Below are 15,876 nucleotides of genomic sequence, written 5' to 3' on the forward strand. Positions count from 1 at the left end.
GAACAACTTCATGGCAACCGACTACTTCGGCGTCCTGGGCCTGGCCCGCGAGGCCAGCGACTCCGACATCAAGCGCGCCTACCGGCGGCTGGCGAGGGATCTGCACCCCGACGTCAACCCCGACCCCGAGGCCAAGGAGCGCTTCCAGGAGGTCACCCGCGCCTACGAGGCGCTGACGGACCCCGAGAAGCGCCGGATCGTCGACCTGGGCGGCGACCCGTTCGAGACCGGCGGCGGTGCCGGCGGGAACGGCTTCGGCGGCGCCGGCTTCGGCGGGCTGGGCGACATCATGGACGCCTTCTTCGGCGGCGCCACCACCCGCGGCCCCCGGGGCCGCACCCGGGCCGGCCGCGACGCGCTCATCCCGCTCGAGCTCGAGCTCGACGAGGCCGTGTTCGGCACCGTCAAGGAACTCACCGTCGACACCGCCGTCCTCTGCGACGTCTGCGCAGGCGCCGGGACGGCCCCCGGAACGCACGTCACCACCTGCACGACCTGCTCCGGGCGCGGTGAGGTGCAGAGCGTCCAGCGCAGCTTCCTCGGCCAGGTGGTGTCCAGCCGCACGTGCCCGACCTGCTCGGGCACCGGGACGGTCATCCCCGAGCCCTGCGGCAAGTGCGCCGGCGACGGCCGCGTGCGCGCCCGCCGGAACATCTCGGTGAAGGTGCCCGCCGGCGTCGAGGACGGCATGCGGATCCGGCTCACCGGCCAGGGCGAGGTCGGCCCCGGTGGGGGTCCGGCCGGCGACCTCTACGTCGAGGTGCACGAGCGCCCGCACGACGTCTTCACCCGGGACGGCGAGGACCTGCACTGCCGGGTCACCCTGCCCATGACCGCCGCGGCGCTGGGCACCACGCTCAACCTCAAGACCCTCGACGGCGAGGAGGAGCTGGACATCGCTCCGGGCACCCAGTCGGGCAGCGTGCTCACCCTCCGGGCCCACGGCGCCCCCCGGCTGCGCGCCACCGGCCGGGGCAACCTCGTCGTGCACGTGGACGTCGTCACCCCGACCAGGCTCGACGCCGAGCAGGAGAAGCTGATGCGCGAGCTGGCGGCGCTGCGGGGCGAGGACCAGCCGGAGTCCAACCGCGAGGCCCAGGGCGGGCTCTTCTCCCGGGTGCGCGACGCCTTCCACGGGCGCTGATCGGCCGTGACCACCGACGTCGGTGTCCCCGAGCTCGACGGCGCACCGCTGTTCCTGCTCGATGACCTGCCGGAGACCCCGGAGCTGCTGGTCGACGGCGCCGAGGGCCGGCACGCCGTGGACGTGCTGCGCCTGGAGCCGGGGGAGCGGGTCCGGGTCGGCGACGGCCAGGGCACGGTCGCCGAGGGCGAGGTCGTGTCGGCCGGACCGCAGGGGCTGCGCGTGGCGGTGAGCGCCCGCTTCGAGGTGCCCGCCCCGCGGCCGGAGTTCGTGCTGGTGCAGGCCCTGCCCAAGGGCGACCGCGGGCCGCTGGCGGTGGACCTCGCCACCGAGCTGGGCGTCGACCGCATCGTGCCGTGGACGGCGTCGCGGTGCGTGACCCGCTGGCGGGACGACCGGGTGGCCAAGGGCGTGGCCAAGTGGCGCGCCGCCGCGCGGGCGGCCAGCAAGCAGTCCCGCCGTCCGCGGGTGCCCGAGGTGACCGAGCCGATGTCGACCCGCGAGGTGTGCGGGCTGCTCGGGGACGCCGACCTCGCCGTGGTCCTGCACGAGCAGGCGCGCCGCCCGATGGCCGGGCTGACCGTGCCCGACAGTGGGACCGTCGCCGTCGTCGTCGGCCCCGAGGGCGGGCTCACCGACGGCGAGGTCGTCGCCTTCCGCGCCGCCGGTGCCGAGCCGGTGCGGCTGGGCCCGGAGGTGCTGCGCACGTCGACCGCGGGCGCCGCTGCGCTGGCCGCGTTGTCCGCCCGCACCCGCTGGACGTAGTCAGCAGCAGCGGCTGATGGGGTTCGCCTCCAGGGCGTCGGAGCGTCGGCGCTCGTACTCGCGCCGGGTCATCGGCTCGTGGCCGTGCTCCGCGCAGTGCTCAAGGTAGCGGTCCCAGCGCGCCTCGCCGGTGAACTCGCGCAGGTACCAGCGCACGCCCTGCCAGGCCCGGACGACGGCGGCGGTCACTTCTCCTCCGCCTCGGTCCGCCCGGCTCCGGCGCCCACGAGCCGCTGGTGCTCGGCGAGGGCCTCCTTCTCCTCGGGCGTCGCCCAGAAGCCGGCCGGCTCCACCAGCCGCGACGGCGTCGGCGGCTCCTCGGTCGTCGGCAGCCGGCCGACCATGATCGCCTTCGCGATGACCACCACCGCGTTGACCACCACGACCAGCACGAGCACGGCGAACAGCGCCTGCAGGACGCCGTTGAGCGTGGAGTTGAAGACGACCTGGTCCATCTCCGACATGTCGGTCGCAGGGGCCAGCACCTCCCCGGCGTCCCGGGCGTCGGCGTACACCTGCCGCTGCTGGAAGTAGCCCACGCGCGGATCGGAGGAGAAGACCTTCTGGTAGCTGGCCGTCATCGTCACCACGAGATCCCAGACGAGGGGGATGCCGGACACCCATGCGTAGCGCAACTTGCCGTGCTTGATGAGCAGCACCGTGACCAGTGTCAGCGCGATGGCGGCGAGCAGCTGGTTGGCGATGCCGAACAGCGGGAAGAGCTGGTTCACGCCACCCAGCGGATCGGTCACACCGATGTAGAGCACCGAACCCCAGAGGCCGACGACGACCGCGCTGGCGATGATGTTGCCCGGCCGCCACGACAGGTCGCCGAACTTCTTCCAGACGTTGCCGATCGTGTCCTGCAGCATGAACCGGCCCACGCGGGTGCCGGCGTCGACGGCGGTGAGGATGAACAGCGCCTCGAACATGATCGCGAAGTGGTACCAGAAGGCCTGGCCGCCGCCGCCGAACGCGTCGCTGAAGATCTGCGAGATGCCGACGGCGAGCGTCGGGGCGCCACCGGTGCGCGAGATGAGCGTGTCCTCCTGGACCGCGGCGGCCGCGGCGCCCAGGGTCTGCGCCGTCGTGTCGAAGCCGAGGCCGTTGATGAACGCGGCGGCGCTCTCCGCGGTACCGCCGGTGGCACCGGCCGGGCTGTTCATCGCGAAGTAGAGGCCCTGGTCGATGACGCAGGCGGCGATGAGCGCGCTGATCGCGACGAAGGACTCCATCAGCATGCCGCCGTAGCCGATGAGGCGGACCTGGCTCTCCTTGGCCACCATCTTCGGCGTCGTCCCCGACGCGATGAGCGCGTGGAAGCCCGAGAGCGCACCGCAGGCGATGGTGATGAAGACGAAGGGGAACAGCGACCCGGCGAACACCGGGCCGGTGCCCTCCCGGGCGAAGTCGGTGACCGCCTCGGCCTGGAGCACGGGGCGCGCGATCAGCAGGCTGATCGCCAGCAGGACGATCACGCCGATCTTCATGAAGGTCGACAGGTAGTCGCGAGGGGTCAGCAGCAGCCAGACCGGAAGCACCGAGGCGACGAACCCGTAGACGACCAGGGCGAGGACCAGCCACTCCTTGGACAGGGTCAGCGCGTCGCCCAGGCCGGTGTCCTCGATCAGGCCGCCGCCGACGATCGCCAGCAGCAGCAGGGCCACGCCGATGCCGGTGGCCTCGAGCACCCTCCCGGGCCGCAGCCGGCGCAGGTAGACGCCCATGAACAGCGCGATGGGGATGGTCAGCGCGATGGAGAAGACGCCCCACGGGGACTCCGCCAGCGCGTTGACCACGATGAGCGCCAGCACCGCCAGGATGATGATCATGATGGCGAAGACGGCGATGAGCGCGGCGATCCCGCCGACGACGCCGATCTCCTCGCGCACCATCTGACCGAGGCTCTTGCCGTTGCGGCGCATGGAGAAGAACAGGACGGTGAGGTCCTGGACGGCGCCGGCGAAGATGACGCCGACGACGATCCAGATCGTGCCGGGTAGGTAGCCCATCTGGGCGGCCAGCACCGGACCCACCAGCGGGCCGGCCCCGGCGATGGCGGCGAAGTGGTGGCCGAAGAGCACCCGCCGGTCGGTGACGTCGAAGTCGATGCCGTTGTCCATGCGCTCGGCCGGCGTCGCCCGCCGGTCGTCGACCTGCAGCACCCGGTAGGTGATGAACCGGGCGTAGAAGCGGTAGGCGATCGCGTAGGAGCACAGGGCGGCGAACAGCACCCACAGCGCGGAGACGGTCTCTCCCCGGGCCAGCGCGAGCACCGTCCAGCAGACCGCGCCCACCGCGGCGACGAGGCCCCAGATCGCGATCGACCGCGGCGTCAGGCGCCCGCCGGCCGGTGGGGCGGGCGCGTCGTCGTTCGCCGGGCTGCCCGTGGTGACAGAGCTGGACATGACGCCCTCCGTCCCGACGCCGGCCCCGTTGCCGGCCCTGTCGGCTACCGGAGAGCATAAGGAGCCGGGCGCGTTGCGGCTCCCCGGAACCGGTGTCTCCACGGGCCCTGCTTTTCCGCGGAGAAGCGGCCTGCTTTTCCGCGGAAAAGCAGGAGATCGAAGCCGGCTCTAGGGTGCGGGGCGTGTCCGACTGCCTGTTCTGCCGCATGGTCGACGGGGAGATCCCCGCCGACGTCGTCCTCCGGACCGATCGGGTCCTCGCCTTCCGCGACATCAACCCGCAGGCGCCCACGCACGTGCTGGTCATCCCGCAGGCGCACCACGCCACCATCGGTGCGCTCGCGGAGGCCGACCCGGCGCTGCTCGGCGACGTCGTCGCGGGCGCGCACGCGGTCGCCCGGCAGGAGGGGCTGGTCACCGGTGACGGCGCCGAGCCCGGCTACCGGCTGGTGGCCAACACCGGACCTCAGGCCGGGCAGACGGTGCACCACGTGCACCTGCACGTCCTGGGTGGCCGCGGCCTGGGCTGGCCCCCCGGCTGACCGCGTCTCCTGCGAGGATCGGCCCGTGACCGAGCAGAGTGCCCCGCCCGTCCGCGTCGAGCGGGACGGCGACGTCGCCGTCGTCGTCCTCGACAACCCGCCGCTGAACTTGTTCACCCCGGCGGTGTTCCGGGCCTTGGACGCCGCCGTCGCCCAGCTGGTCGCGCTCACCGATCCGCAGCGGCCCGACCGGGCGCGGGCGGTGCTCTTCGAGGCACGGGGCAGGGTCGTGTCCGGGGGCGTCGACGTGACCTTCTTCCGCGACATCGCCGAGGGGCCCGAGCCGATCGTCCGCGGCGGCGAGCTGTGGGCCCAGCTGCTCCGCGTCGCCCAGGCCGTCGAGGACCTGCCGGTGCCCACGGTCTTCGCCGCGCACGGGCTCACCCTCACCGCGGCCTTCGAGCTGAGCCTGTGCTGCGACATCCTCCTGGCCGCCGAGCGCGCGAGCTTCGGGCTGGTCGAGATCGTCGTCGGCCTGACCCCGTCGATGGGCGGGCCCCAGCGGCTGGCCGAGCGGGCCGGCCCGGCACGGGCACGAGAGTTGATCTTCACCGGCGAGCGCTACCCGGCCGCCGTGCTCGAGCGGTGGAACGTCGTCAACCGCGTCCTGCCCGACGAGGGGTTCGCCGAGGCGGCCCGCGCCTACGCCCACCAGGTGGCCGCCGGCCCCACGGTCGCGCACGCCGCGACCAAGCAGCTCGTGGCCACGGCCGTCCGGCAGGGCGCCCGGGCCGCCGACGCCCTCGTGCCCGAGGTCTCGGGGGCGCTGTTCGCGAGCGAGGACCTGCGCGGCGCGGTGCGGTCGTTCCTCACCGACGGTCCGGGGAAGGCGACCTACGTGGGGCGGTGACCTCCGACCGGCGTTCCACGATTCGGGTCGCCGGACGCGGGTAGCATCGAGCGGTCCGCCACTCCCAGCCAGGAAGGCAGGGTCGAGGGTTCTTGCCCGACACCTCCCCGAACGTCCCCGTCGAGGGTGCCCCCACGTCCCGTGAGGCATCGGCGCAGGCCGCCGCCGTGGACGGGTCCGCAGGTGGCCCGCCCGCCGCGGGTACCGGCCCGGCCGCCGTCCGCGCCACCATCTCCGTGCCCGAGTCGGTCCCGATGGTCGCGCTGCTCGGTTCCGCCGACGAGCTGCTGCGCCTGGTCGAGGCCGAGGTCGATGCCGACGTGCACGTGCGCGGCAACGAGATCACCGTGACCGGGCAGCCGGCCGACAACGCCTTCGCCGTCCGCGTCTTCGACGAGCTCATCGCGCTCATCGGCACCGGCCAGCAGCTGCGCCCGGACTCCGTGCGCCGCGTCGTCGCGATGCTGAAGAGCGGCGGGTCCGAGCGGCCGGCCGACGTGCTGAGCCTGGACATCATCAGTCGCCGCGGGCGCACGATCCGGCCCAAGACGCTGAACCAGAAGCGCTACGTCGACGCGATCGACGAGCACACCATCGTCTTCGGCATCGGCCCGGCCGGTACCGGCAAGACCTACCTCGCCATGGCCAAGGCCGTGCAGGCGCTGCAGACGAAGCAGGTCAACCGGATCATCCTGACCCGTCCCGCGGTCGAGGCCGGCGAGCGCCTCGGGTACCTGCCCGGGACGCTGAGCGAGAAGATCGACCCCTACCTGCGGCCGCTCTACGACGCGCTGCACGACATGGTCGACCCGGAGTCGATCCCGCGGTTGATGGCCTCGGGGACGATCGAGGTCGCGCCGCTGGCCTACATGCGTGGCCGCACGCTCAACGACGCGTTCGTGATCCTCGACGAGGCGCAGAACACCACCGCCGAGCAGATGAAGATGTTCCTCACCCGGCTGGGCTTCGGGTCGAAGATCGTCGTCACCGGTGACGTGACGCAGGTCGACCTGCCCGGTGGCGCGCAGAGCGGGCTGAAGATCGTCCGCGAGATCCTGGACGGCGTCGACGACGTGCACTTCTCCACGCTCACCAGCACCGACGTCGTCCGGCACCGGCTGGTCGGCGACATCGTCGACGCCTACGAGCGCTTCGACGCCGCACGCCAGCCCGCCCGGGCGACCACCACCCCACCCGCACCCGCACGACCGGCCCGGCCGCGCCGGCAGGGGAGCTGAGCCAGATGCCCGTCGAGGTCTCCAACGAGTCCGAGATCGCCGTCGACGAGGCGGAGCTGGCCGGGATCTGCCGCTTCGTGCTCGGTGAGATGGACGTCAATCCGATGGCCGAGCTGTCCGTCCTCTGCGTCGACGTCGAGTACATGAGCAGCCTGCACGAGCGCTGGATGGGGGAGAAGGGGCCGACCGACGTGCTCGCCTTTCCCATGGACGAGCTCGACACCGCCCGTCCCGACGACCCCGACCCGGGTCCGGCGCTGCTGGGCGACGTCGTCCTCTGCCCGGCCGTGGCCGTCCGCCAGGCGCGGGCCGCCGGGCACACCATGGACGACGAGCTGGTCCTGCTGGCCACGCACGGCGTGCTCCACCTGCTCGGCTACGACCACATGGAGCCCGAGGAGGAGAAGGAGATGTTCGGTCTCCAGTCCCAGCTCCTCGAGAGCTGGCGGTCCGCCCCGCGCGAGCCGGTCACGGGCCAGGAGCAGACGCCGCGATGAGCTCCGGCGCGATCGTCCTCCTGGTGATCGCCTGCTGCCTCGTCCCGCTCGCCGGGCTCTTCGGGGCCATGGACGCCGCGCTGCAGCGGGTCTCCAAGGCCCGCGTCGAGGAGCTCCGCCGGGAGGGCGCCAAGCGCGCCGGGGCGCTCGAGGAGGTCGTGCTCGAGCGCGCCCGCCATGTCTCGCTGCTGCTCCTGCTCCGCATCGCCTGCGAGATGGTCGCCGCGGTTCTGGGCACCGTGCTGCTCTACGACGCCTGGGGCGGCGGCTGGCGCACGGTCCTCACCGCGGCCGCGATCATGACCGTCGTCAGCTACGTGCTCATCGGCGTCGGGCCGCGCACCCTCGGCCGGCAGCACGCCTACTCGGTGGCGCTGGCCACCGCCGGCGTGGTGAAGCTGCTCGGCCGCGTCCTCGGGCCGGTCGCCACGCTGCTCATCCTGGTCGGCAACATGATCACGCCCGGCCGCGGCTTCCGCGACGGCCCGTTCTCCTCCGAGGTGGAGCTGCGCGAGCTGGTCGACATGGCCGAGGAACGCGGCGTGGTCGAGTCCGGCGAGCGCCAGATGATCCACTCGGTGTTCGAGCTCGGCGACACCATCGCGCGCGAGGTCATGGTCCCGCGGACCGACGTCGTCTGGATCGAGCGCACCAAGACCGTGCGCCAGGCGCTCGCGCTCGCCCTGCGCAGCGGGTTCAGCCGCATCCCGGTCATCGGCGAGAACGTCGACGACGTCGTCGGCGTGGTCTACCTCAAGGACCTGGTCCGCCGCTCGCAGAACTCGCAGGAGCGGGGCGGCCCGCGGGTCGAGGAGCTGATGCGCAAGCCCACGTTCGTCCCGGAGTCCAAGCCGGTCGACGAACTGCTGCGCGACATGCAGGCGCAGCGGATCCACATCGCGATCGTGGTGGACGAGTACGGCGGCTTCGCCGGCCTGGTCACCATCGAGGACATCCTCGAGGAGATCGTCGGGGAGATCGCCGACGAGCACGACGCCTTCCAGCGCCCGCCGGTGGAGGAGCTGCCCGACGGCTCGATGCGGGTGACCGCGCGGCTACCGGTCGAGGACCTCGCCGAGCTGTTCGGCGTCGAGCTGCCCGAGGACGACGACGTCGAGACCGTGGGCGGCCTGCTGGCCCGGGAGCTCGGGTTGGTGCCCATCGAGGGCGCGTCGGCCGAGATCGGCGGGCTGCGGCTGGTCGCCGAGAGCACCGGCGGACGCCGTAACCGCGTGGACACCCTGCTGGTGTGCCGGGTGGAGCAGCCGTCCGAGGACGCCGCCGAGGAGACGGCCGCACCGTCGGGCAGGGGGGCCACCCGCTACGAGGAGCCGGCCCCGGTGGAAAGCTGATCCGGTGCCCGAACTCCAGCCCGAGGACGCCAAGCTCGTCACGCTCGCCCGTTCCGCCCGCGCCCGCACCGGCGCGGCCGAGGGGGCGGCGGTCCGGGACACCGACGGCCGCACCTATGTCGCGGCGAGCGTGGGCCTGCCTTCGTTGAAGCTCTCGGCGCTGCAGGCCGCGGTGGCCGCCGCCGTCTCCAGCGGGGTCGAGGGGCTCGAGGCCGCCGCGATCGTCTCCGAGGGTGACGCCGTGGAGACCGACGGCCTGGCCGCCGTCCGCGACCTCACGCCGTCGGCACCCGTGCACCTCGCCGGCCCCGACGGGACCCTGCGCACCACCGTCTGACTCCGTTGGCCGCTGACGTCGGTGGTCGGTGGGAGACTGTCGGCGTGAGCAGCCCCGAGCAGACGCCGCACCGCAGCGGCTTCGTCGCCCTGGTGGGCCGCCCGAACGCCGGCAAGACGACGCTGACCAACGCGCTGGTCGGCGAGAAGGTCGGCATCGTCAGCAACCGGCCGCAGACCACCCGGCACGCCATCCGCGGGGTCGTGCACAAGCCGGAGGGCCAGATCGTGCTGGTCGACACCCCGGGTCTGCACAAGCCCAAAAGCCTGCTGGGCAAGCGGCTCAACGACGTCGTCCGCGACACGCTGTCCGACGTCGACGTGGTGGTCTTCTGCGTCCCGGCCGACCAGCCCGTGGGCACCGGTGACAAGTTCATCGCCCGCCAGCTGCGCGAGATCAGGGCACCCATCGTCGTCGTGGTGACCAAGACCGACGCCGCGAACAAGCAGCAGGTGGCCGAGCAGCTCATGGCGGCCAGCCAGCTCGTCGAGGCCGCCGAGGTCGTGCCGGTCAGCGCGGTGAAGGGCGACCAGGTCGAGCTGCTCGAGAACCTGCTGATCAAGCTGCTGCCCGAGGGCCCGCCGCTGTACCCGGAGGAGCAGACCACCGACGAGGACGTCGAGCGCCAGCTGGCCGAGCTGGTGCGCGAGGCGGCGCTGGAGAAGGTGTTCCAGGAGGTGCCGCACTCGCTGGCGGTCACCATCGAGGAGATCAACCGCCGGCCCGACCGCGACCTGGTCGAGATCCACGCCCTGCTGCACGTCGAGCGCAACAGCCAGAAGCCAATGCTGCTGGGCAAGGGCGGGTCGATCATCAAGGCGATCGGCAGCGAGGCCCGCGTGGGCATGGAGACGCTGCTGGGCGCGCGCGTCCACCTCGACCTGCACGTCACCGTGCTCGGCGAGTGGCAGGACGACCCGAAGAAGCTCAACCGGCTGGGCTACTGATGAGCGCGCACACCCCGAAGGCCCTGTACCGGGACGAGGGCATCGTGCTGCGCACCCAGAAGCTGGGCGAGGCCGACCGGATCATCACGGTGCTCACCCGCCGGACGGGCAAGGTGCGCGCCGTCGCCAAGGGCGTGCGCCGCACCAAGAGCAAGTTCGGCGCCCGGCTGGAGCCCTTCACCCACGTCGACCTGCAGCTCTACACCGGGCGCAACCTCGACATCGTCAGCCAGGTGGAGTCGATCCGGTCCTACGGTCAGGAGATCGTGGCCGACTACCCGGCCTACACCGCCGGCACCGCGGTGCTGGAGACCGCCGACCGGCTGACCGCCGAGGAGAAGGAGCCGTCGCTGCGGATGTTCCTGCTCGTCGTCGGTGCGCTCCGGACCCTCGGCGAGCGGACCCACCAGCCCGGCCTGGTGCTCGACGCGTTCCTGCTGCGGGCGATGTCGGTGGCCGGCTGGGAGCCGGCGCTGGGTGAGTGCGCCCGCTGCGGGGAGGCCGGTCCGCATCGGCACTTCTCCGTGCCGGCCGGCGGCACCGTGTGCCCGTCCTGCCGGCCCACGGGCTCCGCGATGCCGAGCCCCGTCACCCTCGAGCTCATGGAATCACTGCTGACCGGCGACTGGGCGCGGGCCGACGCCAGCCAGGGCATCAACCGCCGCGAGAGCAGCGGGCTGGTGGCCGCCATGCTGCAGTGGCACCTCGAGCGCGGGTTGCGCTCGCTGCCCCTGGTCGACCGCTCCGACGCCCGGCCGGCCGTCCTGCAGCCGGCCGAGCCGCTGATCGTCGGGACGGGCGCGTGAAGCGCGAGGTCAAGGCGCCCAACCCGCACCCGTCGGGCGCGCGCCCGCCCGAGCTGCCCGCCGACAAGATCCCGGGGCACGTCGCGATCGTCATGGACGGCAACGGCCGCTGGGCCAAGGAGCGCGGGCTGCCGCGCACGGCCGGGCACGAGGCGGGGGAGTCCTCGCTGTTCGACTGCGTCGAGGGCGCCATCGAGCTGGGCATCACCGCGATCAGCGCCTACGCCTTCTCCACCGAGAACTGGCGACGCAGCCCCGACGAGGTCCGCTTCCTCATGGGCTTCAACCGCGACGTGATCCGCCGCCGCCGCGACGAGATGCACGAACTCGGCGTGCGGGTGCGCTGGGCGGGACGGCGTCCCCGGCTGTGGCGCTCGGTGATCAGGGAGCTGGAGGTCGCCGAGGAGCTCACCCGCGACAACGACGTCCTCACGCTGACCATGTGCGTGAACTACGGCGGCCGGGCCGAGATCGCCGACGCCGCCGCGGCCATCGGCCGCGAGGTGGCCGCCGGCAGGCTCAATCCGGACAAGATCGACGAGAAGACGATCGCCCGGTTCCTCGACGAGCCCGACATGCCCGACGTCGACCTGTTCGTGCGCAGCTCGGGGGAGAACCGCACCAGCAACTTCCTGCTGTGGCAGTCGGCCTACGCGGAGTTCGTCTTCCTGGACACGCTCTGGCCGGACTTCGACCGTCGGCACCTGTGGGCCGCCTGCGAGGAGTACGCCTCCCGCCAGCGCCGCTTCGGCTCCGCCTGAGGGCCGGCGGCTCGCTGCCTAGTCGTAGCTGTAGCCGCCCTCCGCGGCGCTGTCCAGGACGAAGCCGGGCCCGCCGAACTCCTGTTCCACCTGGTCGAGCAGTTCCTGTGGCGTGTCCGTCAGCATCGTGAGCCGGACGGCGTTGTTCTGCTCTTCGAGGTACAGCCCCGCGAGGTGCACTCGCAGCGAGGGGTCCGAGAGGACCGCGTCGTTGAGCCGCTCCAGGAGGGACTCCAGCTCGGCCAGGCTCACCGCGACCTCCTCGAGGACGAGCTGCTGGCCGGCGGGCACGAGGGACCGCAGGCGCTGGATCGTCTCCTCCGACCAGCTCCCCGCCACGCCGAGATGGATGACACCGCCCGCTGCCTGGTCGATCCAGATGCCGCCATAGCCGTCGAGGTCCTGCGCCGCCGCCCCGAGGACGCGGACCGTCGAGCTCCGGGCCTCGATGTCCGCGGACTCCTCCGGTGTCAACGGGATCCCGAGCCGGTCGGTGGTCGAGCGCGGGTCGGCGTCGACGGTCCGCACGTAGGGCAGGTCGGATCGCAGACCGAACTGCGAGCGGAGCTGGATCTCGTGGCTCTCCGCGTCGGTCGGAGGCGGCGCCGTCGGGCGGCTCACGTCGTCGACTCGCGGCCGGCGGCGCCGCTCGCGACCAGATCATCGATCTCCGCGTCGCTGTAGCCGAACTCGGACAGGACGGCGGCGGTGTGCTCCCCGAGCGCGGGCACGTCGCCCATCGCCAGCTCCACGTCGGTGAAGGTCATCGGCGGCAGGATGGCCCGCACCGGCCCGACCGGGCTGCCGACCTCGCGCCACCGGTCGCGGGCGCTGAGCTGCGGGTGGTCGATCAGGCCGCGCATGTCATTGAGCTGCGCCGCCGGCACCCCCGCCTCGGCCAGTCGGGCGTCGAGCTCCGCCGTCGTCCAGGTGCGGGTCTCGGTCGCGACGACCGCGTCGCACTCCTCCCGGTTCTCCACCCGCAGCACGTTGGTGCGCAGCCGCGGGTGGTCGGCGAGGTCCGGGCGGTCGAACACCTTGGTGACGAGGTCCTGCCAGCCGCGGTCGTTCTGCACGCCGATCAGCACCTGCCCGTCGCTGGTCGGGTAGGCGTCGTAGGGGGCGATGGCGGCATGACTCAGTCCCATCCGCGGGACCTGCCGGCCGGCGTACATCTGCATGTACATCTGGTGGCCCAGCCACTCGGCGGTCGCGTCGAACATCGACACCTCGACCGTCGCGCCCTCGCCGGTGCGCTCGCGGCGGAACAGCGCCGCCAGCACCGAGTTCGTGGCGTACAGCCCCGCGGCGATGTCGGAGGCGGGGACGCCGGTCTTGGTGGCCGTCTCCGGGGTACCGGTGACCGACACCAGCCCGGTCTCGGCCTGGATCAGCATGTCGTAGGCCTTGCGGTCCCGACGCGGCCCGCTGGCGCCGTAGCCGGACATGTTGACGACGACGAGGCGCGGGTCGGCGGCCCGCAGCGTCTCGCCGTCCAGCCCCAGCCGGGCGACCGCGCCGGGCGCGAAGTTCTGCAGGAAGACGTCGGCACCCGCCACGAGCGCCCGCACCACCGCCACGCCGTCGGGAGACTTCAGGTCGAGGGCCACCGACTCCTTGCCCCGGTTGAGCCAGACGAAGTGCGAGGCCATGCCGTGGACGGCGCCGTCGTAGTGGCGGGCGAAGTCGCCCTCGCCCACCCGCTCGATCTTGATCACCCGGGCGCCCAGGTCGGCGAGGTGCCGGGTGGCCAGCGGAGCGGCGACGGCCTGCTCGAGCGCCACCACGGTGATCCCGGCCAGGGGGAGGGACGGGGGTGTGGCGGTCGTCATAGCCGCACAACATAGTGTCCGCGCCATGAGCAGCCTGACGCCCGACGAGCAGGAGATGGTGGGCCTGGTCGCCCGGTTCGTCGACGAACGGGTCGCACCGCGCGTGCGGGAGTTCGAGTCGGTCGACGAGTACCCGCAAGCGTTCATCGACGAGATGAAGGAGCTCGGCTTCTTCGGCCTCCTGGTCCCCGCCGAGCACGGCGGGGCCGACGTCAGCGCCGCCTGCTTCGCCCGCGTCACCGAGGAGCTCGCCCGCGGCTGGATGAGCCTGGCCGGCGCCATCGGGGGCCACTCGGTCATCAGCTACCTGATCCGCACGTTCGGCACCGAGGCGCAGCAGCGGACCTACCTGCCGGCGATGGCCGAGGGCCGGGTGCGGGCGACGATGGCGCTCACCGAGCCGTCGGGCGGCAGCGACCTGCAGGGCATGCGCACCTACGCCCAGGCCGACGGCGACGAACTGGTCATCACCGGCTCCAAGACCTGGATTTCCAACGCCCAGCACTCCGGGCTCATCGGACTGCTGTGCAAGACCGACCGCACCGCCGAGCCGGCCCACCGGGGCATGAGCGTGGTGCTCGTCGAGCCCGGCGAGGGCCTGACCGTCTCGGGCAAGATCCCGAAACTCGGGTACCGCGGGGTGGAGGCGTGCGAGCTGTCCTTCGACGCGATGCGGGTGCCCGTCTCCGCCGTCCTCGGGGGAGTGCCCGGTCAGGGATGGGCGCACATGATGCGCGGCCTGGAGGTCGGCCGGATCCAGGTCGCCGCACGGGCGGTCGGGGTGGCGCAGGCGGCGCTGCAGGCCGCGCTCCGCTACGCCCAGGACCGGGAGACCTTCGGCAAGCCCATCTGGCAGCACCAGTCGGTGGGCAACCTGCTCGCCGACATGGCCACGAAGACCCGGGCCGCCCGGCTGATGACCCTGGACGCCGCCGACCGGCTGGACAGCGGGCAGCGCGCCGACCTCGAGGCCGGCATGGCCAAGCTGTTCGCCTCGGAGACGGCCATGCAGGTGGCACTGGACGCCATGCGCGTGCACGGCGGCTACGGCTTCTCCCGCGAGTACGACATCGAGCGCTACTTCCGCGACGCCCCGCTGATGATCCTCGGCGAGGGCACCAACGAGGTGCAGCGCAATGTGATCGCCGCCCAGCTGGTCGCCCGCGACCGCAACCGCGAACGCATCTGAACCCCCTGGAAAGGACGTCCCCACCCATGCAGCTCTCCGGACTCACCACCGCCGTCACCGGCGGCGCCTCGGGCCTCGGCCTGGCCACCGCCCAGCGGCTCGTCGCCGCCGGGGGACAGGTCACGATCATCGACCTGCCCAGCTCGGCCGGGGAGCAGGTGGCCGCCGACCTGGGCGACGCCGCCCGGTTCGTCGCCGCCGACGTCACCGACAGCGAGCAGTTCGCCGCCGCCCTGGACGCCGCGGGGGAGAGCGGACCGCTGCGCGGGCTGGTGCACTGCGCGGGGGCCGGCCGCCGGCTGCGCGTCCTGGACAAGGACGGCGAACCGGGATCCCTCGAGGACTTCGAGTGGGTCATGAAGCTCAACGTGACCGGGTCGTTCAACGCCCTCCGCCTCGGCGCCGCCCGCATGGCGCGCAACGAGGCCGTGGACGGCGAGCGGGGCGCGATCGTGCTGACCGCGTCGGTGGCCGCCTTCGAGGGGCAGATCGGGCAGCTGCCCTACACCGCGTCCAAGGCGGCCATCGTCGGCATGACCCTCAACGCCGCCCGCGACCTCGCGAGCAAGGCGATCCGCGTGTGCACGATCGCGCCCGGGATCATGGACACCCCGCTGCTCGCCCGGCTCCGCGACGACGTCCGCGCCTCCCTGGAGGCCTCGGTGCCGAACCCGCCGCGGCTGGGGAACACCGCCGAGTTCGCGCTGCTGGCCGGCCAGATCTTGGAGAACGGCTACCTCAACGGCGAGACGATCCGCCTCGACGGTGCTATCCGGATGGCTCCGCGCTAACCGCCGCGTCGGCCGCCGGGGACCCGGCGGCCGACCGGCACCGGGCGCAGGTGCCGAAGATCTCGAGCGTGTGGCTGACGTCGTCGAAGCCGTGCTCGCCGGCGACGCGGTCGGCCCACTGCTCCACGGCCGGGCCCTCGACCTCCACGGTGAGCCCGCAGCCGCGGCAGACCAGGTGGTGGTGGTGCTGCGGGCTGCAGCGCCGGTACAGCGCCTCGCCGGAGTCGGTGCGGATGGAGTCCAGCTCGCCGTCGTCGGCCAGCGACTGCACCGCCCGGTAGACGGTGGAGAGCCCGACGGAGTCACCGGCGGCGCGCAGCCGGGCGTGCACGTGCTGGGCGCTGTGGAAGCCGTCGAGGTCGGCGAAGACCGCGCGCACGGCCTCGCGCTGGCGGGTGGTCCGGACCATGCCCTCCA

General features: G+C 72.7%; 18 protein-coding genes. 13 read left to right on the forward strand and 5 right to left on the reverse strand.

Translation table 11 applies throughout. The features are described 5' to 3' along the window. Positions 1-10: 10 nt before the first annotated feature. Both dnaJ and BLS70_RS09490 read left to right on the forward strand, forming a co-directional pair. Positions 11-1,144 (forward strand): molecular chaperone DnaJ, encoded by a 1,134-nt coding sequence (gene dnaJ, locus BLS70_RS09485; RefSeq protein WP_091766497.1) that lies wholly within the window; start codon positions 11-13, stop codon positions 1,142-1,144. 6 nt (positions 1,145-1,150) lie between these two features. Continuing rightward, complete coding sequence (locus tag BLS70_RS09490) at positions 1,151-1,909, forward strand: 16S rRNA (uracil(1498)-N(3))-methyltransferase (RefSeq protein ID WP_091766500.1); 759 nt, start codon at positions 1,151-1,153, stop codon at positions 1,907-1,909. Here the strand turns inward: BLS70_RS09490 and BLS70_RS09495 are convergent, their stop codons facing one another. Next, positions 1,910-2,098, reverse strand: a complete 189-nt coding sequence (locus tag BLS70_RS09495) for a YbdD/YjiX family protein (protein ID WP_091766503.1) — start codon at positions 2,096-2,098, stop codon at positions 1,910-1,912. Further along, positions 2,095-4,317, reverse strand: a complete 2,223-nt coding sequence (locus BLS70_RS09500) for a carbon starvation CstA family protein (RefSeq protein WP_091766506.1) — start codon at positions 4,315-4,317, stop codon at positions 2,095-2,097. Before BLS70_RS09500 ends, BLS70_RS09495 begins: the two co-directional genes overlap by 4 nt. 182 nt (positions 4,318-4,499) lie before the next feature. Here BLS70_RS09500 and BLS70_RS09505 point away from each other — a divergent pair, with 182 nt between their 5' ends. The 9 genes from BLS70_RS09505 to BLS70_RS09545 all read left to right on the forward strand — a co-directional run bounded on the left by BLS70_RS09505 (position 4,500) and on the right by BLS70_RS09545 (position 11,647). Beyond that, positions 4,500-4,859, forward strand: a complete 360-nt coding sequence (locus BLS70_RS09505; protein WP_218122355.1) for a histidine triad nucleotide-binding protein — start codon at positions 4,500-4,502, stop codon at positions 4,857-4,859. 25 nt (positions 4,860-4,884) lie between these two features. After that, positions 4,885-5,709, forward strand: coding sequence for an enoyl-CoA hydratase/isomerase family protein (locus tag BLS70_RS09510; RefSeq protein WP_091766509.1), 825 nt, complete (start codon positions 4,885-4,887; stop codon positions 5,707-5,709). A gap of 92 nt (positions 5,710-5,801) precedes the next feature. After that, positions 5,802-6,947: a PhoH family protein gene (locus BLS70_RS09515; protein WP_255362351.1), complete on the forward strand. Its 1,146-nt coding sequence runs from the start codon at positions 5,802-5,804 to the stop codon at positions 6,945-6,947. Between the two features lie 5 nt (positions 6,948-6,952). Then, complete coding sequence (gene ybeY / locus BLS70_RS09520; RefSeq protein WP_091766512.1) at positions 6,953-7,444, forward strand: rRNA maturation RNase YbeY; 492 nt, start codon at positions 6,953-6,955, stop codon at positions 7,442-7,444. Next, positions 7,441-8,796, forward strand: a complete 1,356-nt coding sequence (locus tag BLS70_RS09525) for a hemolysin family protein (protein ID WP_091766515.1) — start codon at positions 7,441-7,443, stop codon at positions 8,794-8,796. Before ybeY ends, BLS70_RS09525 begins: the two co-directional genes overlap by 4 nt. Before the next feature lie 4 nt (positions 8,797-8,800). Next, the gene (locus tag BLS70_RS09530; RefSeq protein WP_091766518.1) at positions 8,801-9,133 is read left to right on the forward strand and encodes a cytidine deaminase-like protein; all 333 of its coding nucleotides are present in this window, start codon (positions 8,801-8,803) and stop codon (positions 9,131-9,133) included. 44 nt (positions 9,134-9,177) lie between these two features. Then, positions 9,178-10,080, forward strand: coding sequence for a GTPase Era (era, locus tag BLS70_RS09535; protein WP_091766521.1), 903 nt, complete (start codon positions 9,178-9,180; stop codon positions 10,078-10,080). After that, positions 10,080-10,886 carry a DNA repair protein RecO gene (recO, locus tag BLS70_RS09540; RefSeq protein ID WP_091766524.1) on the forward strand — a complete coding sequence of 269 codons (807 nt, stop codon included), beginning with the start codon at positions 10,080-10,082 and terminating at the stop codon, positions 10,884-10,886. The genes era and recO overlap by 1 nt, the downstream gene beginning before the upstream one ends. Beyond that, positions 10,883-11,647, forward strand: coding sequence for an isoprenyl transferase (locus tag BLS70_RS09545; RefSeq protein ID WP_091766527.1), 765 nt, complete (start codon positions 10,883-10,885; stop codon positions 11,645-11,647). Before recO ends, BLS70_RS09545 begins: the two co-directional genes overlap by 4 nt. A gap of 18 nt (positions 11,648-11,665) precedes the next feature. Here the strand turns inward: BLS70_RS09545 and BLS70_RS09550 are convergent, their stop codons facing one another. Together BLS70_RS09550 and BLS70_RS09555 are read right to left on the reverse strand one after the other, a co-directional pair. Continuing rightward, positions 11,666-12,268 carry a hypothetical protein gene (locus tag BLS70_RS09550; protein ID WP_091766530.1) on the reverse strand — a complete coding sequence of 201 codons (603 nt, stop codon included), beginning with the start codon at positions 12,266-12,268 and terminating at the stop codon, positions 11,666-11,668. Continuing rightward, positions 12,265-13,479 carry a CaiB/BaiF CoA transferase family protein gene (locus BLS70_RS09555; RefSeq protein WP_091766533.1) on the reverse strand — a complete coding sequence of 405 codons (1,215 nt, stop codon included), beginning with the start codon at positions 13,477-13,479 and terminating at the stop codon, positions 12,265-12,267. The genes BLS70_RS09550 and BLS70_RS09555 overlap by 4 nt, the downstream gene beginning before the upstream one ends. Positions 13,480-13,504: 25 nt before the next feature. Between BLS70_RS09555 and BLS70_RS09560 the strand changes: the two genes are divergently transcribed. Both BLS70_RS09560 and BLS70_RS09565 read left to right on the forward strand, forming a co-directional pair. Beyond that, positions 13,505-14,668, forward strand: a complete 1,164-nt coding sequence (locus tag BLS70_RS09560) for an acyl-CoA dehydrogenase family protein (RefSeq protein WP_091766536.1) — start codon at positions 13,505-13,507, stop codon at positions 14,666-14,668. 26 nt (positions 14,669-14,694) lie between these two features. After that, positions 14,695-15,459, forward strand: coding sequence for an SDR family NAD(P)-dependent oxidoreductase (locus BLS70_RS09565; RefSeq protein WP_091766539.1), 765 nt, complete (start codon positions 14,695-14,697; stop codon positions 15,457-15,459). On the opposite strand, the gene BLS70_RS09570 is transcribed toward BLS70_RS09565, so the two are convergent. Then, positions 15,437-15,868 (reverse strand): Fur family transcriptional regulator, encoded by a 432-nt coding sequence (locus BLS70_RS09570; RefSeq protein ID WP_091767192.1) that lies wholly within the window; start codon positions 15,866-15,868, stop codon positions 15,437-15,439. The two genes, BLS70_RS09565 and BLS70_RS09570, sit on opposite strands and share 23 nt — an antisense overlap. Positions 15,869-15,876: the final 8 nt, after the last annotated feature.

Source organism: Blastococcus aurantiacus (assembly GCF_900102425.1).
In the GTDB taxonomy this organism is placed as follows: Bacteria; Actinomycetota; Actinomycetes; order Mycobacteriales; family Geodermatophilaceae; genus Blastococcus; species Blastococcus aurantiacus.